Annotated in this window: 16 protein-coding genes; 8 read left to right on the forward strand and 8 right to left on the reverse strand. The window is 64.6% G+C overall.

The window, feature by feature from the left end; genetic code table 11:
* Positions 1-47: 47 nt before the first annotated feature.
* The gene (locus tag AC58NV_RS13990; RefSeq protein ID WP_497227678.1) at positions 48-1,247 is read right to left on the reverse strand and encodes a hydantoinase/carbamoylase family amidase; all 1,200 of its coding nucleotides are present in this window, start codon (positions 1,245-1,247) and stop codon (positions 48-50) included.
* A gap of 144 nt (positions 1,248-1,391) precedes the next feature.
* On the opposite strand from AC58NV_RS13990, the gene AC58NV_RS13995 reads away from it, so the two are divergent.
* The 5 genes from AC58NV_RS13995 to AC58NV_RS14015 are packed head-to-tail and all read left to right on the forward strand — an operon-like array spanning position 1,392 to position 5,144.
* The gene (locus AC58NV_RS13995; protein ID WP_497227679.1) at positions 1,392-2,042 is read left to right on the forward strand and encodes a histidine phosphatase family protein; all 651 of its coding nucleotides are present in this window, start codon (positions 1,392-1,394) and stop codon (positions 2,040-2,042) included.
* Between the two features lie 21 nt (positions 2,043-2,063).
* The gene (locus tag AC58NV_RS14000; protein WP_497227680.1) at positions 2,064-2,678 is read left to right on the forward strand and encodes a glutathione S-transferase family protein; all 615 of its coding nucleotides are present in this window, start codon (positions 2,064-2,066) and stop codon (positions 2,676-2,678) included.
* Positions 2,679-2,689: 11 nt separating this feature from the next.
* Entirely contained in the window at positions 2,690-3,742 is a 1,053-nt protein-coding gene (locus AC58NV_RS14005; RefSeq protein ID WP_497227681.1) for a saccharopine dehydrogenase, read from the forward strand.
* The gene (locus AC58NV_RS14010; protein ID WP_497227682.1) at positions 3,739-4,005 is read left to right on the forward strand and encodes a SemiSWEET family sugar transporter; all 267 of its coding nucleotides are present in this window, start codon (positions 3,739-3,741) and stop codon (positions 4,003-4,005) included. Before AC58NV_RS14005 ends, AC58NV_RS14010 begins: the two co-directional genes overlap by 4 nt.
* Entirely contained in the window at positions 4,002-5,144 is a 1,143-nt protein-coding gene (locus tag AC58NV_RS14015) for a saccharopine dehydrogenase family protein (RefSeq protein WP_497227683.1), read from the forward strand. The genes AC58NV_RS14010 and AC58NV_RS14015 overlap by 4 nt, the downstream gene beginning before the upstream one ends.
* Positions 5,145-5,214: 70 nt before the next feature.
* Here AC58NV_RS14015 and AC58NV_RS14020 read toward each other — a convergent pair whose 3' ends face one another.
* From AC58NV_RS14020 to mutL, 4 genes are all read right to left on the reverse strand, one after another.
* The gene (locus AC58NV_RS14020) at positions 5,215-5,538 is read right to left on the reverse strand and encodes a DUF3775 domain-containing protein (RefSeq protein ID WP_366660068.1); all 324 of its coding nucleotides are present in this window, start codon (positions 5,536-5,538) and stop codon (positions 5,215-5,217) included.
* 87 nt (positions 5,539-5,625) lie between these two features.
* The gene (locus tag AC58NV_RS14025) at positions 5,626-6,930 is read right to left on the reverse strand and encodes an adenylate/guanylate cyclase domain-containing protein (RefSeq protein ID WP_497227684.1); all 1,305 of its coding nucleotides are present in this window, start codon (positions 6,928-6,930) and stop codon (positions 5,626-5,628) included.
* The gene (locus tag AC58NV_RS14030) at positions 6,931-8,313 is read right to left on the reverse strand and encodes a DNA recombination protein RmuC (RefSeq protein ID WP_497227685.1); all 1,383 of its coding nucleotides are present in this window, start codon (positions 8,311-8,313) and stop codon (positions 6,931-6,933) included. It lies immediately after the preceding gene.
* A gap of 31 nt (positions 8,314-8,344) precedes the next feature.
* Complete coding sequence (mutL, locus tag AC58NV_RS14035; protein ID WP_497227686.1) at positions 8,345-10,291, reverse strand: DNA mismatch repair endonuclease MutL; 1,947 nt, start codon at positions 10,289-10,291, stop codon at positions 8,345-8,347.
* A gap of 244 nt (positions 10,292-10,535) precedes the next feature.
* On the opposite strand from mutL, the gene deoC reads away from it, so the two are divergent.
* Both deoC and AC58NV_RS14045 read left to right on the forward strand, forming a co-directional pair.
* Positions 10,536-11,525 carry a deoxyribose-phosphate aldolase gene (gene deoC, locus AC58NV_RS14040; RefSeq protein ID WP_497227687.1) on the forward strand — a complete coding sequence of 330 codons (990 nt, stop codon included), beginning with the start codon at positions 10,536-10,538 and terminating at the stop codon, positions 11,523-11,525.
* 11 nt (positions 11,526-11,536) lie between these two features.
* A complete protein-coding gene (locus tag AC58NV_RS14045) occupies positions 11,537-13,873 on the forward strand; it encodes an aldehyde dehydrogenase family protein (RefSeq protein ID WP_497227688.1) in 2,337 nt (778 codons plus the stop codon).
* 262 nt (positions 13,874-14,135) lie between these two features.
* On the opposite strand, the gene rpsO is transcribed toward AC58NV_RS14045, so the two are convergent.
* The 3 genes from rpsO to AC58NV_RS14060 all read right to left on the reverse strand — a co-directional run bounded on the left by rpsO (position 14,136) and on the right by AC58NV_RS14060 (position 16,222).
* Positions 14,136-14,405, reverse strand: a complete 270-nt coding sequence (gene rpsO / locus AC58NV_RS14050) for a 30S ribosomal protein S15 (protein WP_019295116.1) — start codon at positions 14,403-14,405, stop codon at positions 14,136-14,138.
* A 164-nt stretch (positions 14,406-14,569) separates the two neighbouring features.
* A complete protein-coding gene (locus tag AC58NV_RS14055) occupies positions 14,570-15,580 on the reverse strand; it encodes a calcium-binding protein (RefSeq protein WP_497227689.1) in 1,011 nt (336 codons plus the stop codon).
* A 120-nt stretch (positions 15,581-15,700) separates the two neighbouring features.
* The gene (locus tag AC58NV_RS14060; RefSeq protein ID WP_497228147.1) at positions 15,701-16,222 is read right to left on the reverse strand and encodes a DUF1643 domain-containing protein; all 522 of its coding nucleotides are present in this window, start codon (positions 16,220-16,222) and stop codon (positions 15,701-15,703) included.
* A 118-nt stretch (positions 16,223-16,340) separates the two neighbouring features.
* Between AC58NV_RS14060 and AC58NV_RS14065 the strand changes: the two genes are divergently transcribed.
* Positions 16,341-17,630, forward strand: coding sequence for a calcium-binding protein (locus tag AC58NV_RS14065; RefSeq protein WP_497227690.1), 1,290 nt, complete (start codon positions 16,341-16,343; stop codon positions 17,628-17,630).
* Positions 17,631-17,677 lie beyond the last annotated feature (47 nt).

The raw sequence follows: 17,677 nt of genomic DNA on the forward strand, positions 1-17,677 counted from the left end.
CCAAATGTGACGGGCCTCCACCAGGGGGACTGGAAACAGGCGGGAGATCACCCGGCCAAGGCCCGGGCAGTGCGGTCCAGCACCTTCAGCCCAAGCACCAGATCCGCTTCATCGGTGTCCTCGTCAAAGGCATGGCTGATGCCGCCGATGGACGGGACAAATAGCATCCCCGCAGGCATCACCGTTGCCAGATTGGCCGCATCATGCAGCGCGCCGGAGGGCATCTTTTGCCACTTGCCAGGGGCCAGCACCTCCGCCGCGTCTGCCAGTTCCGCCTGAAACCGTGCATCCATCGCGGCCGGTTCTATGCCCATCACCGGACCAAGCTTCGCCGTCACGCCGTGGCTGGCAGCTATCTCCTGCGCGGTGTCCTTGATTATGGCTTCCATGCGTGCCAGCCGGCCGGCATCCGCATCCCGCCACTGCATGGAGAACTCCACCCGCCCCGGCACCACAGAGGACGCATTGGGGTGCAGCGCCACATTTCCGATGGTCCAGACCGTGGCGAGTGTCACCGCATTGGCAAACCGGCTGTTTAGAGCCGCATTGAAGGCGGAAAGCGCCTGGAACGCATCCCGGCGCATATGCATCGGCGTGGTGCCAGCGTGGTTCTGGCGGCCTTCAAACGTGATGCGCATGTCGCGGATGCCGACGATATCCGTCACCACTCCAATTGCCAGACCGGTTTCCTCCAGGTACGGGCCCTGCTCGACGTGCATCTCCAGAAAGCCGCTGAACCGGCTGTGCGGCAGGAAATCCCCGGCCGGTTCCGCCATCTGCGCCCGCATGTCCGCTAGGGTATTGCCAGTGTTGTCGGCAAAGCCGTCCGCCTCAGCCAGCGCCAGCTTGCCGGTCCAGACATCCGAGCCGGTCAGCACTCCGAACCGCCCCTCCTCATCCTGGAAGCTGACGCAGGAGATGGGCGGCCCGCCTGCTTCCTTGGCCGCGCGGGCAACCTCCAGCCCGGCCACCACGCCCAGCGCCCCGTCCAGCCATCCGCCCTCGGGCTGGCTGTCGCTGTGCGACCCCACAAGCAGGCTCTTCTCCCCGGCCAGGCCAAAGAGATTGCCGAGAGGGTCGAAATGCGGCTCTAACCCGGCCTCTTTCATCTGTCCCGCCAGCCATTTGCGCGCAGCGATGTCGGCATCCGAGTAGGCCTGCCGCACCACCCCCTTGCCCACGCCTGACGCGCCAAAGCTGCGCAGCTTGTGCAGGTCATCGAGAAAGCGCTGAGGGTCGAGGGTCATGGCAGGTCTCCTAGCTGGCAACAGCACACTGGGCCAAGTTTTCCTTGGCCTCAACGAATTTGATCTTGGCGGCGGCAAGCCTGCCCTTTTCTCTGCCTGCAAGCTCCCCTAAGACTCCCCCGGTAACAACGGAGCCGCCCGCCCATGTCCCACATCACGCTGATCCGCCACGGCCAGGCAAACACCCAGGCCCGCGACGAGGCCAGCTATGACCGGCTCAGCGATCTGGGCCACCAGCAGGCAGCTTGGCTGGGTGACCATCTGCGGGCCAGCGGCAGCCATCATCCGCGTATCTATTGCGGCACGCTGACCCGGCATACCGAAACCGCAGCCTCGATGGGCTTTGCCGATGCGGTGCAGGACGCCCGGCTGAACGAGATGGAGTATTTCGCCCTCGCCGAGGCGATGCGCGATCAGCACGGGCTGCCGATTCCAGAGGAACGCGAGGGGTTCGTCGAGCACCTGCCCAAGGTCTTTACCGCCTGGGCGGCCGGCGACATTGCCGAACCATACGAAAGCTGGGAAAACTTCGAGACCCGCACCCGGCAGGCGCTGGAAGAGATCGCGGCGGGAGACGGCCCGGCATTGGTGGTGACCTCCGGCGGGCTGATCTCGATGGCGCTGCGGCAGGCGATGGGGCTGGACACGGCGGGCATGGCCCGGATTGCCCTGGCGGTGATGAACACCTCGATGCACCGGCTGTTCCCCATCGGTGGCCACTGGAGCCCGGTTTTGTTCAACGCGGTGCCGCATCTGGAAGCGCCGGACCGGCATTTTGCCCAAACACATTTCTGAGACATGAACGGGAGGGAAGACATGCAGCTCTACTACGCCCCCAATACCATCTCGGTGGCCGTGGCCATCGCGCTCGAAGAAGCCGGGATAGACTATGAGGCGGTGAAGATCGACTTTGCCGCCAAGGAACAGACCGGTGCGGCCTATGCCCAGATCAACCCAAAGGGCCGGGTGCCCGCATTGGCGGTGGAGGGCGGCATCCTGACCGAAACCGGCGCGCTGCTGGAGTACATCGCCGATATGGCTCCGGACGCCGGTCTGCGCCCGCAGGACCCGGTGCTGCTGGCCCGGATGCGCGAGGTGATGTTCTACCTCGCCTCCACCATGCATGTGAATCACGCCCACATGCGCCGCGGCCACCGCTGGGCCAAGGAACGCTCGAGCTGGAAAGACATGCAGAAGATGGTGCCCCAGACCATGGCGGCCTCCTGCGGCTACATCAGCCAGTTTGGCCTGCGCGGGCCTTTTGTTCTGGGTGACACGGTCAGCCTCGCCGATTGCTACCTTTACGTAGTTTGCACATGGCTGGAAGGTGACGGGGTGAACGTGGCAGACTTCCCGAAAATCCAGAACTTTATGACGGCAATGGAACAGCGCGCATCTGTGCGCGCCGTCTATGCCAAGGGAATGCTTTGAAGGACATGACAATGACGCATCTGTGGGTACGGGCCGAGCAGCGCCCCAACGAAGACCGGGTGGGCCTCACCCCCGAAGGCGCCAAGGCGCTGCTTGCCGCGGGCATCAAGGTCACGGTCGAGGAAAGCTCGGTGCGGGCAATCCCGCTGCAGGGCTACATCGATGCAGGCTGCGAGATTGCGCCGGAGAACTCCTGGCCGCAGGCGCCCGCGGACGCGATCATCTTCGGCCTCAAGGAGCTGCCCGAGGATGGCACCCCGCTGCCGCACCGCCACATCATGTTCGGCCATGCCTTTAAGGGCCAGCACTCCGGCAAGGCTTTGCTGGAGCGGTTCAAGGCCGGCGGCGGCACGCTTTATGATTTGGAGTATCTGGTCGATGAGGCCAGCCGCCGGGTGGCTGCATTCGGTTATTGGGCGGGCTATGCCGGCGCCGCAGTGACACTGAAATCCTGGGCGGCCCAGCAGCGCGGCGAGCTGTGCGGGCCGGTTGGCGTCTATCCCGGCAAGGACGCGCTGCTGTCAGATCTGGGCGCAGAACTTGACGCGCTGAACATGGACCGCCCGACCGCCATCGTGATCGGCGCGCTTGGCCGAGTCGGCACCGGTGCGGCCGACCTCTGCGAGGCAATGGGCGTCGCCGTTACCAAATGGGACATGGCCGAGACCGCAAGCGGCGGCCCGTTCCCGGAAATCCTTGCCCATGACCTGTTCCTGAACTGCATCTTCGCGCGCCCGGGCACCCCGGTCTTTGTGCCCCGTGAAGCTTTGAGCGCGGACCGCAAGCTGACCGCCATCGGCGATGTCGCCTGCGACCCGGACAGCGACTACAACCCGGTGCCGGTCTATGACCGTGCAACAACCTGGGAGGCCCCCGCCCTTCGCGTGGCCGAAAACCCGGTGCTGGACGTGATGGCGATCGACAACCTGCCGTCGATGCTGCCGGTGGAAAGCTCCGAGGATTACGCGGCCCAGCTGCTGCCTTCGCTGCTGGCCCTGACCGATCTGGACAGTGGCGTCTGGGGCCGGGCCAAGGCCACCTTCCTGGAGCACCTGCCGGAATGACCGCAACTTCCATCGGATTTCTGGCGGCCATCCTCGGCACCATCTGCTGGCTCCCCCAAGCCTGGAAGGCCTGGGCCACGCGCGACACGGCAGGACTGTCGCTGCCTGCAAACCTGATGTTTCTCGGAACCGTCAGTCTGTGGCTGATCTATGGGCTGCTGATGGGCGATGCGCCCATCATCCTTGCCAATGCCTGCTCCATCGTCATTGTTCTGGCGATCATCGCGGCGATCCTGAAATACAAGAAAGGGACTGACATATGACTATTCACTGGTGCGGCACCGGCCTGTCGGCAATTCCCGGCCTGCGCCGCCTGCTGGAAGCGGGCCATGACGTGGCGGTCTGGAACCGGACCACGGACAAGGCGCGCGAGGCCGTGGGCGACCTGACCACCAACATCCACGCCTTCAGCATCGCCAACCTGGGCCAGATGCTGAGCCCCAAGGACGTCATCGTCTCCATGCTGCCCGGCGACTGGCATGTGCCGCTGGCAGAGCTGGCCATCAAGCACGGCGCGCATTTCGTCTCCTCCTCCTACATCGCGCCGGAAATGCGAACATTGGACCAGAAGGCCAAGGATGCCGGCGTCTGCCTGATAAACGAGGTGGGCCTGGATCCCGGCATCGACCACCTGATGGCGCATGCGCTAGTTGCGGACTACAAGGCTTCCGATGCTTTTGATCCGGCAAACGAGATCAGCTTCATCTCCTATTGCGGCGGCATCCCCAAGACGCCGAACCCGTTCCGCTACAAGTTCAGCTGGTCGCCGCTTGGCGTTCTGAAGGCGCTGCGCTCACCCTCCAAGTCGATCCGCGACTTCAAGGAGCTGGACGTTGCCCGCCCCTGGGACGCGATCTCCTCCTACGAGGCGCCGCTGCCTGCGCCGGAAAGCTTCGAGGTCTACCCGAACCGCGACTCGATCCCCTTCATGGCGCAGTACGAGTTCGGCAAAGACTGGAAAGTGAAGGAATTCGTCCGCGGCACCCTGCGCCTCAACGGCTGGGCCGATGCCTGGGCGGATGTGTTCAAGGAGGTCGAAACCCTCTCCGGCCCCGAAGGCAACGCCCGCCTCAAGGAAATGTCCGATCAGTTCTGGGCCGAGAATGCCTATGACGAAGGTGAGCCGGACCGGGTGGTGCTCTGCGTCGGCCTGAAAGCCGAGAAAAGCGGCGCCGAGGTCTGGCACAAGACCTATGTCATGGACGCCTGGGGCGACGAGCGCGGCACCGCCATGGCGCGTCTGGTCTCCTATCCGGTGTCCTTTGCCATCGAGGCCGCGATGAACGGCAAGATCGCCGCCGGCGTCCACGCCGCGCCGAGCGACCCAGCCCTGGTCGAAAAGTGGATGGCTGAGATCGGCAAGCTGGCCCAGCATCTTGAGGTCGTTGACAGCAAGGCTTGATAGCACGTTGCAAAATGCAGAGGGCGCCGGATTGCGGCGCCCTTTTGCATTGCGAACCGAAGCTGCGGGTTCAGCGGCCGATCACATCGTCCTCGACATCATTGACGTCGATCCCCAGCGCTTCCAGTCCGGCCTCCAGATTGTCGGCCAAATGCGGCGTGCCAAGCAGGTAATCGACAGTCGGCGTGGTAGCTTCCTGGCGGGCGGTATAGATCGCATCCGCCAGTTCCTCAGGCTCGAAACTGCCGCGGCCGACCCACATGATGCCGACCAGCTCCGATTGCTGGTCCTCGCTCATCCGGTCGATGAAGGCGCGCAGCTCTCCTTCCGCCCGGCCCAGTTCCCGGGCCATCATCGCCACCTGCGCCACTTTGCGGACTGAGATCTCCAGCATTGCTCCATTCCTTCTGTTCGCTGCCTCAGCATATCAAACCGCAGGCAAAACGCCTAAGTCTTTGATCTGGGGCAAATGGGGCGGCGGCTACCCCTGCGCCTTCCCGAAGAGCGCAAGCCCCTTACTGTGCCCGCGCAACACCTCCGCCGGCAGTGCGGTCCAGCCGTCGCGCGCGGGCTCTGCCCCGGCCTCCCGCAGCAGCGCGGCAGAGGCAATCACCGCCATGCCCTGCGCCTTGGTCAGCTGCTCGAGCCGCGCCGCAGTGTTCACCGTGTCGCCAAAAACAGAATACTCCAAGCGCTTCGGCGTGCCGGTCACGCCCGAATACACCTCGCCCCAATGCACTCCGATCCCCACGCCCAGACCGGTTTCCCCGGCCGTCTCCCGCTCCCGGCGCCAGCCCTTCATTTGCGCCAGCAGCCCCTCCGCGCAATCCAGCGCCCGCACTGCGGCCCGCTCACCATCAAACAGGATCATCGCGGCGTCGCCGATGTATTTGTCGATCAGACCTCCGGTCCCGGCCGACACATCTTCCACCCGCGCCCTGAATTCCGTGATCAGGCGGCTCACTTCCTGCGGCTCGCGGCCCTCGCACCAGCTGGTGAAGCCGCGGATGTCGATGAACAGGATCGCCATCTGGAGCTGGCGGCCTTCCCGCAGCGCCTCCAGCCCGCCCCCGGCCAGGCGGTCTGCCAGCTGTGCCGGCAGGTAGCGGGTCAGATTTGCCTTCTGGCGGGCCTCTTCGATGGAGCGATGCAGCAGAGCCCGCATCCGCACCGCAGCCACCACCAATACCGCGCCAGCCAAGCACAGCATCACCAGGCGCATGAAATTCGGCGGCGAATCCAATGTCAGCCTGATCCTTCCCACCAGATCCGGGGCAGCCTCAGGCGGCTGCCACAGGATCATCCAGCCAAACCCGGCTGCAATCAGCAGCAGCATCACCGCAAGACGCAAGGGGCTGAGCCGCAGCACACCGAAGGCCAGCACAACGGGGGCCATCCAAACGGAGGGCATGGCAAAGACCGCGCCGCCTGGCACACCGGTATTCACCAGCGACAGAAAGGTGTTCAAAAGAAGGAATGAGCAGTCTGTCAAAACCGCCAGCCAAATCATCCAGGGCTTGAACAGCCCTCTGCCGATCATCCAATAGATCAGCACTCCGACCGCCAGATAAGAAAGCATGGTGGCTGCCGCCAACCCGATCTGGCGCCGCAAATGCGGCTCGTCAATCACGCGCACGGACTCCACTGCCAGCATCATCGCCAGCAAAAGCCCCACTGCCACGGCAATCCGCAAAAGCGCAACGATGCGTTCGGCTTCCACCTCGGCTGCGTTCAACAGCGCTGCCTCTCCCGCAGCCGCTGCACGCAATGCCGTCGGCAGCCGCATCTACTCTTCCGCCAGCAGCGCCACCTGGCGCGGTTCGACTTCCACCTGGCCCGGATCTTCCAGCTCAGCGCCATTGGAAACCACCCCCATCGCTTCGAACCGCCGGGCAGACGGCAGCACCCGGGCCTCCAGCGAGCCCACCGCCTTGTTGTAGTTGTTCACCGAAGAGGACAGCGACCGCCCGACCGACGCCAGATTCTTGGAGAAGGTCGCCAGCCGGTCATAGAGCTCCTTGGCGGTCTTCTGCACTTCAACCGCGTTCTCCGCCATCTTCTCCTGCTGCCAGCCATAGGCAATCGACTTGACCAGGGCCATCAACGTGGTCGGCGTGGCGATCAGAACCTTGTTCTCAAAGGCGTATTCGATCAGGCCCGGGTCCGCTTCCGCCGCAGCCGAGACAAAGGTTTCGCCAGGGATGAACATCACCACGAAATCCGGAGTCTCGCCCAGTGCGCTTTGATAGGACTTGGAGGCCAGCTGCCGCACATGGGTCTTCACATGGTTTGCGTGGCGGGCAAGTGCCGCCTGCTGAGCGTCGGGCGTCTCCGCCTCCAGCGCATCCAGATAGGCCTCTAGTGGCGTTTTCGCGTCCACCACGATGTTCTTGCCGCCGGGAATACGCACCACCGCGTCGGGGCGGCGCAGGCCCTCATCGGTGCCGACGCTTTTCTCCAGCTCGTAATCCACATGCTCGGCCATGCCGGCCATCTCGAACACCTGGCGCAGCTGCATCTCGCCCCAGCGGCCGCGGGTCTTGGGCGCCCGCAGGGCCTGCACCAGCTTGCGGGTCTCGCCGCCCAGCGCCGCCTGGCCCTCCGCCAGATGCTTCACCTGCGCCTGGATTGCGCCATAGGCCTCGTTGCGGGCTTGCTCGATTTCCTTGATCCGCTCGCCGAACTGGCCCAGTTTTTGATCCAGCGGCTTTACCAGGCTCTCAATCGCGGCGTGGCGCTTGGCCAGATCCACATCCGCTGTCTTGCTGTGCGCCTGGAACCGCTCGCTGACCAGGCTCAGGAAGCTCTCGGAATTCTGCTTCAGCACACCCGAGGCCAGCGACGCAAACTTGTGCTCCATTTGCTGGTTCATGTGCTTCAGCTCTTCGAGCCGCGCGGCGTGCTCTGCCTTCAGCGCCTGCACCTGCGCCTCGGCCTGATAGCGGCCAGCGCGTTCGTTCTCATGCACGCGGCGCAGGGTGGCCAACTCGTCCGTCAGCTCCGGCAGCCGGGCGACTTCCGCTTTCAGTCCGGCGATATGGCTTCGCTGATCCGCGTTCATCTGTTCCAGCTGCCGCGCCGCGCCGCGCAGCCGCAACCCTGCCAGCGCCAGAAGCGCGGCCAATCCGGCCAGCGCGTAAATCGCCCAATGGGCCTGTTCCAATGTCACTGCTCGTCCTCCCTTAAACGGGGGTTCTTGTTCATGTGCGCCCGAACAGGCGCTCGATATCTGCCAGTTTCAATTCCACATAGGTCGGACGGCCATGGTTGCACTGGCCGGAATGGGGGGTTGCCTCCATCTCCCGCAAAAGCGCGTTCATCTCCTCCCCCCGCATCCGGCGGCCGGAGCGGATCGAGCCATGGCAGGCGACCCGGCTCAGAATCGCCTCAACCCGCGCCTGCACCAGCTGGCTTTCGCCCTGGTCCGACAGCTCATCCAGGATGTCCTTGATCATTGCCTCGGCGTTCACTTCGCCCAGGATCGCCGGGGTTTCCCGCACCGCAATGGCGTTGCCGCCGAACGCCTCGATGCCAAGCCCGAACTTTGCCATTTCATCGGCCACCCCCAAAAGGCAGGCGCAGTCGTTGTCGCTGAGTTCGATGATTTCCGGGATCAGCAGCGCCTGCGCCGCGACGCCGTTTTCGGCCATCTGGCGTTTCAACTTCTCATAGACCAGCCGCTCATGCGCGGCGTGCTGGTCGACAATCACCATGCCGTCGGTGGTCTGGGCGATGATGTAATTCTCATGCACCTGGCCGCGCGCCGCGCCAAGCGGCAGAGCTTCGGCCCCGGGCGCGGCGGCTTCAGGCGCATCCGAGGGCTGACCCGGGGCCATCGGGGCCTCCGGCGTTTCTGTCACCCGGCCGCTGTAGGCGCCGGCCAGCTCTGCAAAGCCCGGAGACGCCGGGGGCTGATGGGCGGGCGCTGGCGCAAAGCTGTCCGGCTGCTGCCCCGCACAAGATGCCGTCCGAGCGCCTAAGGAGGGACGGTCCATCTGATAGATCCGGGGGGCACCGGTTGCCGTGGGCTGCTCCGCCTTCATCGCCCCGAGCGTGGCCCCCGCCACGGTGGTCGAAGCGCGGTGCCCGGCCTCCGCCAGCGCATGGCGCAGGGAGGAAACGATCAGCCCGCGCGCCAGTCCGGGATCGCGGAACCGGACCTCGGATTTGGCCGGATGCACGTTCACGTCAACCAGCTGCGGGTCGCAATCGATGAACAGTGCCGCCGCCGGGTGGCGGTCGCGGCTGAGGAAATCGAAATATGCGGCGCGCAGCGCACCCGTCAGCATCTTGTCCTTCACCGGCCGGGTGTTCACAAACAGGAACTGGGCCACTGCCGCGCCGCGGGAATAAGTCGGCAAAGCCGCATAGCCATAAAGCCGGATGCCTTCGCGGGTGGCGTCGATCTTCAGCGCGTTTTCCGCAAATTCCCGTCCCAGCACCGAGGCCAGCCGCCCGTGCAGCGCATCAAACAGATCGCCGCTCAAGGGATCGGCGCGGAAAGTGACCCGCCCTTCGCCGCCGCCCGAGACGTCGCGCAGGGTGAAGCCCACCGAAGGCTCAGCCATCGCCAGGCGCTTTATCGTGTCCCCGATCGCCTGCGACTCGGCCCGGTCGGTGCGCATGAACTTCAGCCGCGCCGGCGTTGCAAAGAACAGGTCGCGCAGCTCAACAATGGTGCCCGCGCGCAAGGCGGCCGGCTTCACCGGCTCCAGCTTGCCGCCGGAGACCCGGATCTGCGCCGCCTCATGACCCTGCGCCCGGCTTGTGATCGTCAGCCGCCCGACCGCGCCGAGTGAAGGCAATGCCTCGCCGCGGAAGCCGAAGGTGTGAATGTTCAGCAGATCCGAGCCGTCGATCTTGGAGGTCGCATGGCGGCTCAGTGCCAGCGGCAGGTCCTCCGGCGTCATGCCGCAGCCGTCATCCGTCACCCGGATCAGCGTTTTGCCGCCATCAGCGATCTCCACCGTAATCCGAGTGGCACCGGCGTCAATGGCATTTTCCACCAGCTCCTTCACGGCTGATGCGGGGCGTTCCACCACTTCGCCCGCGGCAATCCGGTTGATGGCGCTGTCATCCAGCTGGCGGATGATTGGCCGGCTGTTCAGGGCGTTTTCTTCGCCGATATGGGGTTCTGCACTGCTCATACCCCTAAATTTAGCATGTATGGGCGATTCTGCCACCGGAATGCGCAACCGCCGAGCTGCGATTGAGTTTAGCTGAAAAGTGCCCCAATGGAGCCATTTCCCAGCGGCTTTCCGCGCGGGCACAGGCCCTGCCTCTTGAATTTTTTGTCCATTTAGTCAAAAAAATACCCGTCTGCGGGGCCGCTCGCTTGCCAATATGCCGCACCCGTGCGATTTTCGCACGGAACTCTTCCGAGGATTTCCAATGGATAGCCAAACCGCTGAACGAAGCGCGCAGCTGCCGCAGCTGGCAGAGCCGCGCAATCCGGGCATGGATCTGGACCTGGACTGGGTCGCTGCCGTGCAGGCCAACACATCGGCCATCGAACGCCGCTGCGCCACCCTGCCAGGCCGCCGCAGCGTCAAGAAAGACCACCAGGCTGCCTGGCTGCTGAAAGCCATCAGCTTGATCGACCTCACCACCCTGTCCGGTGACGACACCGAAGGCCGCGTCCGCCGCCTGTGCGCCAAGGCGCGCCAGCCGGTCAGCGCCGGCCTCCTGCGCAGGCTGGGGATGGAGGGCCTCACCACCGGCGCGGTCTGCGTCTACCACGACATGATCCCGACCGCTGTCAAGGCGCTGGAAGGCACCGGCATTCCGGTCGCCGCTGTGTCCACCGGCTTCCCGGCCGGCCTTTCGCCGTTCCACCTGCGAGTCGCTGAGATCGAGGAAAGCGTCAAGGACGGTGCCGAGGAGATCGACATCGTGATCACCCGCCGTCATGTGCTGCAGGGCAACTGGCAGGCGCTTTATGACGAGATGAAAGCCTTCCGCCAGGCCTGCGGCGACGCCCATGTGAAGGCGATCCTGGCCACTGGCGAGCTGGGGTCCTTGCGCAACGTGGCGCGCGCCTCGCTGGTCTGCATGATGGCCGGCGCCGACTTCATCAAAACCTCCACCGGCAAGGAAAGCGTCAACGCCACCCTGCCGGTCTCGCTGGTGATGATCCGCGCGATCCGCGACTATTATGACCGCACCGGCTACCGCGTCGGCTACAAGCCTGCGGGCGGTATTTCCAAGGCCAAGGACTCGCTGGTCTATCTGGCGCTGATGAAAGATGAGCTGGGCGACCGCTGGCTGCAGCCCGACCTGTTCCGCTTTGGCGCCTCGTCGCTGCTGGGCGATATCGAGCGCCAGCTGGAACATCATGTCACCGGGGCATACTCCGCCGGCTACCGCCACTCCATGGGCTGAGGGCTGAACACATGACCATCAAAGAGATTTTCGACACCATGGACTACGGCCCCGCCCCCGAAGGCGCTGCCGAGGCACTGGCCTGGCTGGTTGATCAAGGCAGCCGGTTCGGCCATTTCATCAACGGCGGGTTCACTGCCCCCGGCGACGGTTTCGACAGCAGGAACCCGGCCACCGGCGAGGTGCTGGCCACCCTGACCCAGGCCACGCAAGGTGATGTGGATGCCGCAGTTGAGGCCGCCCGCAAGGCGCAGGGCGGCTGGGCCGGTCTTGGCGGCGCAGGACGCGCCAAGTACCTCTATGCCATCGCGCGCCTGCTGCAGAAACACGCCCGCCTTTTTGCGGTGCTGGAGACGCTGGACAACGGTAAACCGATCCGCGAAAGCCGCGACATCGACATCCCCCTGGCGCAGCGGCATTTCTACTATCACGCGGGCATGGCGCAGCTGATGGAGAGCGAGCTGCCGGACGCAGAAGCCCTCGGTGTCTGCGGCCAGATCATCCCGTGGAACTTCCCGCTCCTGATGCTGGCGTGGAAGATTGCCCCGGCCATCGCCATGGGCAACACGGTGGTGCTGAAACCGGCGGAATACACCTCCCTGACCGCGCTGCTGTTCGCCGACATCTGCCGCCAGGCGGGCCTGCCCAAGGGTGTGGTCAACATCGTCACCGGCGACGGCGCCGCGGGCGAGATGATCACCGCAGCGGATGTGGACAAGATCGCCTTCACCGGCTCCACCTCCGTCGGCCGCAAGATCCGCGAGGCCACCGCAGGCAGCGGCAAGGCGCTGACGCTGGAGCTGGGCGGCAAGTCGCCCTACATCGTCTTTGACGACGCCGATATTGATTCCGCCATCGAAGGCCTGGTGGATGCGATCTGGTTCAACCAGGGCCAGGTCTGCTGCGCCGGCTCGCGCCTCTTGGTGCAGGAAGGCATCGCTGACCGCTTCCACACCAAGCTGAAGGCCCGCATGGACGGGCTGCGCGTCGGCAACCCGCTCGACAAATGCATCGACGTCGGCGCCGTGGTCGACCCGGTGCAGCTGGACACCATCAGCGGCATGGTTGCGGCCAACACCGCAGGCACCATGCACCAGGCACAGGTCGAGATGCCCGCGGGAGGCTGCTTCTACCCGCCGACGCTGATCGAGGGCCTGTCGCCCGCCGATCCGCTGATGCAGGAGGAGATCTTTGGCCCGGTGCTGGTCTCCTGCACCTTCCGCACCCCGGCAGAGGCGGTGGAGCTGGCCAACAACACCCGTTACGGGTTGGCTGCGACCGTCTGGACCGAAAACGTGAACCTGGCCCTCGACATGGCGCCGCAACTGGCCGCGGGCGTGGTCTGGGTCAACGGCACCAATATGTTCGACGCCGCCGCCGGTTTCGGCGGTGTGCGCGAAAGCGGCTTCGGGCGCGAAGGCGGCTGGGAGGGGCTTGCCGCCTATACCCGTCCGAAATCGAAGGCCAAGCAATTGGCCAAGGTTGAGGCGTTTGCCGGCAATGGCGCCCCGGTCGACCCGCTGGACCGCACCGCCAAGCTCTACGTTGGCGGCAAGCAGGCACGCCCGGATGGCGGCTACAGCCAGGCCGTCTATGGCAAGTCCGGCGCGCTGCTGGGCCACGTTGGCCTTGCCAACCGCAAGGATGTCCGCAACGCAGTGGAGGCTGCGGCGGGGGCTGGCAAGTGGTCCAAGACCACCGGGCACCTGCGGGCGCAGATTATCTATTACATCGGCGAAAACCTTTCCGCCCGTGCGGATGAGTTTGCAGCCCGCATCGACACGATGACCGGAAAGAAAGGCGGCGCGGCAGAGGTCGAAGCCTCGATCCAGCGCCTGTTCTCCGCTGCGGCCTGGGCCGACAAATACGACGGCCAGGTGCATGGCGTGCCGATCCGCGGCGTGGCGCTGGCAATGAAAGAGCCGGTTGGCGTGATCGGCGCGCTCTGCGCAGATGAGGCGCCGCTGCTGGGTCTGGTCTCGGTGATGGCGCCGGCGATTGCCATGGGCAACCGGGTGGTGCTGGCAGCCTCCGAGCCCTTCCCGCTGGCGGCAACCGATTTCTACCAGGTTCTGGACACTTCGGACGTGCCTGGCGGTGTGGTCAACATCCTGACCGGCAGCCATGCGGAGCTGGCGAAACCGCTGGCGTCGCATCTGAACGTGGATGCGGTCTGGAGCTTCTCCTCCACCGATCTGTCCGCAGGGATCGAGGCGGCTTCGGCAGGGAACCTGAAGCGCACCTGGGTCAACAACGGCACCGCAACCGACTGGATGCAGGACCGGACCAAGCGCTTCCTGCAGGAGGCCACCGAGGTCAAGAACATCTGGGTGCCCTACGGCGAATAGCCCGCGCCGCTTCCGGCAAAGACAAAACGCCGCTCCATCCGGGGCGGCGTTTCGTTTTCAAACCGGCCACGGGCCCGCAAAGGCCTGCGTGCCGCAGGCAGCAACCGTCCGTGCGCAGCACGGGCCACGCCCAAGGCCAAAGGCTGCCCGCGCAGCCGGGGGGCCTGCAGGCGCGGGAGCACACCGCTGTATTGCAAGGCAGGTGCAAAAGAAAACGCCCGCTCCTTTCGGAACGGGCGCAGAAAATCCGGATAAGCGCGGATTAGCGGCGGATGCCCAGGCGCTTGATCAGGTCCTGGTAACGGGCCTCATCCTTGCCTTTGGTGTAGTCCAGCAGCTTGCGGCGCTGAGCAACCATTTTCAGGAGGCCACGGCGGCCGTGGTTGTCCTTCTTGTGGGTTTTGAAGTGCTCAGTCAGGGTGTTGATGCGCGAGGTCAGGATTGCAACCTGGACTTCCGGGGAACCGGTGTCGCCTTCTTTGGTTGCGAATTCTTTCATCAGGCGCGCTTTTTCTTCCGCAGTGATCGACATCGGGGTCTCCTTCATAGGTTAGAGTGGATGGCTCAGGCCGGGATGTCGTCCAGCACAGGCCCGTGGAGATACCTGCCGCAGAATCGCGGCAGATGCGGGCGTATAAGCTGTTTCCGCTGCAAAGGCAAAGACTATGTGAGGCGGTCCGGCATCAGCTGTCCAGCCTACTGCGGCAGCATTCCGGCCGCCGCAGCCGATGCAGTGTCGATCAGCACCAGGTCGGCCACGGTCAGGCCTTCTGCGCCCGAGACCCGCAAAACCGGTTCCCCGTTCACAAGTATCAGCCGCTCTCCTTCGGCTTCCGGATTCTGCTGCACCGCCACCTGCGGTTCCGCACCGCCCTCGAAGTCCCAGACCAGCACCAGCTGGTCCTCTGCGGCATCATAATCCATCAGCTGCACGGCTCCGGCAGTGCCGGTCCAGCTGCCCGCTGCAAAGAGATCGGCACCTGCGCCGCCGGTGAGCACATCGCCAGCCCCGGCTATCAGCGTGTCATCACCATCACCGCCGTTGACAAAATCCTGGTCAGTGCCATCCCCGGCGCCGGATACCACGTCATTGCCGCTGCCGCCGAACAACGCATCTTCACCGGCGCTGCCAGTCAGGCTGTCGTCGCCGTCATTGCCATGCAGCGAATCCGCGCCGTCTCCGCCTTCCAGCCTATCCTCCTCCCGGCCGCCATGCAGCACATCCGCGCCGCCGCCGCCCAGCAGGCTATCATTGCCGAAATGCCCGTACAGTGTGTCGCCGCCTTCCCCGCCTTGCAGGACGTCATCTCCGTCTTCGCCATGCAGCAGGTCCTCATCTGCACCGCCAAGCAGGCTGTCATCTCCGGCACCGCCGTGCAGCACATCGCTGCCGGAACCGCCCTCCAGCCAGTCTTCCCCGCCGTACCCGCCGATTTGGTCATCACCGCCGCCGCCGCTGATGCTGTCGGCCTGGCCGCTGCCTGCCAGCACATCGCCGTGTTCGGTGCCGGTCAGGGTTTCGCCATCTTCCGTGCCTGCTGACTCCGCACTGCCCCCGTCTGCCACCGCCTCGCCGCCGGGCTCGATGAAGCCGCCGTCCAGACCGTCACCCTCCGCCTCAGGGCCGGACGGGGCGCTGCTGCCCTCATCCTCATCGGTCCCGGTCTCCGCCAGGACGGCTCCGCCCACCGCCATCAGTCCCAACATGCTCGCCAGCCACAACATCGCCACTCAACCCCAAGACACAAACCCAATCAAAGAAACACTCTCATGCTGCAAGCTGAATGGCAAAACAAAACAAGAACATCAGTTAACGGGTGTTTGAATTCAGGACCCGGTGCCCGCAAGCCACGGCTGCGGCTGCTGGCTGTAGGCGATGTACAAAGGATGCTTCGGATGACCCGCCTTGCTGAGACCAAGGTGATGGAGCGGTTTGCCCGTTTCCCGCAGCACGCCTTCCACCCGCGCGCCCTGACCGCGATGTGCGCCATGGATACCCCAGGCGCAGATCACCATATCCGCCCACTCCATGCCTTCAAGGATGGCGGCCATGTTGTCCGGCCCCTCCGGCGCCTCCAGCCTGCGCATCTCCCGCGGGTCGGTCACCCGGCAGGCAAAGATGTTGGTGGCCCGGAACCCGCCGAACCCCAGTGCCCGGGCGCGCCGCTCGCAGCGCTCGATGGTGGGGTCGTTCTGCACTTCGGTTGCTGTCGAGGGGTTCAGCATCACGAACATCACCAGCGGCCCGGCCGGATCCCAAACCCTGGTCAGGCTGTAGCGGTAGGTTTCGCAGTCGGAATAAACGGCGGTCGAGGGCGCATCGCCCTTGGTGTGGCTGCGGATGATCATGGCGGCGTATTTAGACCGGCACAGGTTGCGTTCCAAGCAGGTTTCCCGCAGCCTGCAGAAGAACTGCGGGCGCATTTTTACCGCGATGGCATTGATCGGTTTTTTTGACCTGGGTGATATGGAACTTCTTTTCTTCCTTGCACTTGCAGGCACCGCCATAGCAGCTGGCTTTGACGGAGCAGAAAATTCCGGCGAAGAAACCGCCGGACCGGCGGAACCGGACACTCCGGTTGAACCAGACCCGCCGCCCCAATCCATCCAATTGTCCGGCACCGCGGGAACAGACGACGTGCTGGACGGCGGGGATGGAAACGACACGCTGACGGGCAATGCCGGCGACCTGGATCTGCTGGACGGCGGCAGCGGCGATGATGAATTGCATCTGGGTGCGGACAATACCGCCCGGGGCGGCGCGGGGGCAGACCGCTTTGTCCTGGACGATGAGGGCAGCCGTCAAACGCTGATCGCGGATTTTGAACTGGGCGCCGACCGGCTGGCCCTGACGCCCTATAACACTGGTTACGTTGAGCTGATCGAGGCCGAAGACGGCATCGGCCTGCGCTTCATCGACACCCTCAACAACCAAACGATCCTGACCCTGCCGGGCGTTTCCCTGGGTGAAGGTGAAACTCTGCAAGTGGATTTTCTGACCAGTGGTGGCGACGTTGACCGCACGGTGCACTTTGAAGGCCCCGGCGGAACCGCGCCGTTCACCCTGGATGCGATCCGCGGCACATCGGGCGGCGACAGTCTAAGTGGCACTGCAGGCGACGACGTGATCTTTGGCGAAAGCGGTGCTGATACCCTGTCCGGCGGCGCAGGCGACGACACGCTCTTCAGCGGCAGCGGCGCGGTCCACTATGACGGCTCCTACAATCACTACCCGGGCGACCTGACCCAGGTTGGCGACGACGGCGATGTGCTCCATGGCGGCGCCGGGGATGACCTGCTGTGGATCGGTCCCGGCACCACGGCCGCCGGCGGCGAGGGGGCGGACAGCTTCCACGCCTATACCAATGTTTACGAGGCAGGAACCCCGGCGGCGGAGATCACCGATTTCGATCCGTCAGAGGATCAGTTGCGGATCGATTTTCCGGTTGTCACCAGCCACAGCACGCTTCCGGATTCCACCCTGGAAGATGCCATTGCCGGGCTGAGCGTCGAATACGACGCGGATCAGGACAGCACTCTGATCGCCATGGACGGTATTGCCATCGCAACATTGCCCGGGGATCAGCCGGGGATCAGTATCGCCTTCCATGACGATTACTCCACCAGCGAGGACCGCTGGCGCGATGCGGCCGGCAACCAAATCAGCGCCGAAGAGGGCGCGCAGGCCAGTATCATCCTGACCGCGCAGGAGTTTTATTCTGTGTTCGGAATCAACGAAACGGCCACTCCAGCCTAGACAAGGCCGCAGAACACCCAATGGGGAAATAGGTCAGCGTTGCTGTC

The organism is Leisingera sp. ANG49, assembly GCF_059694505.1.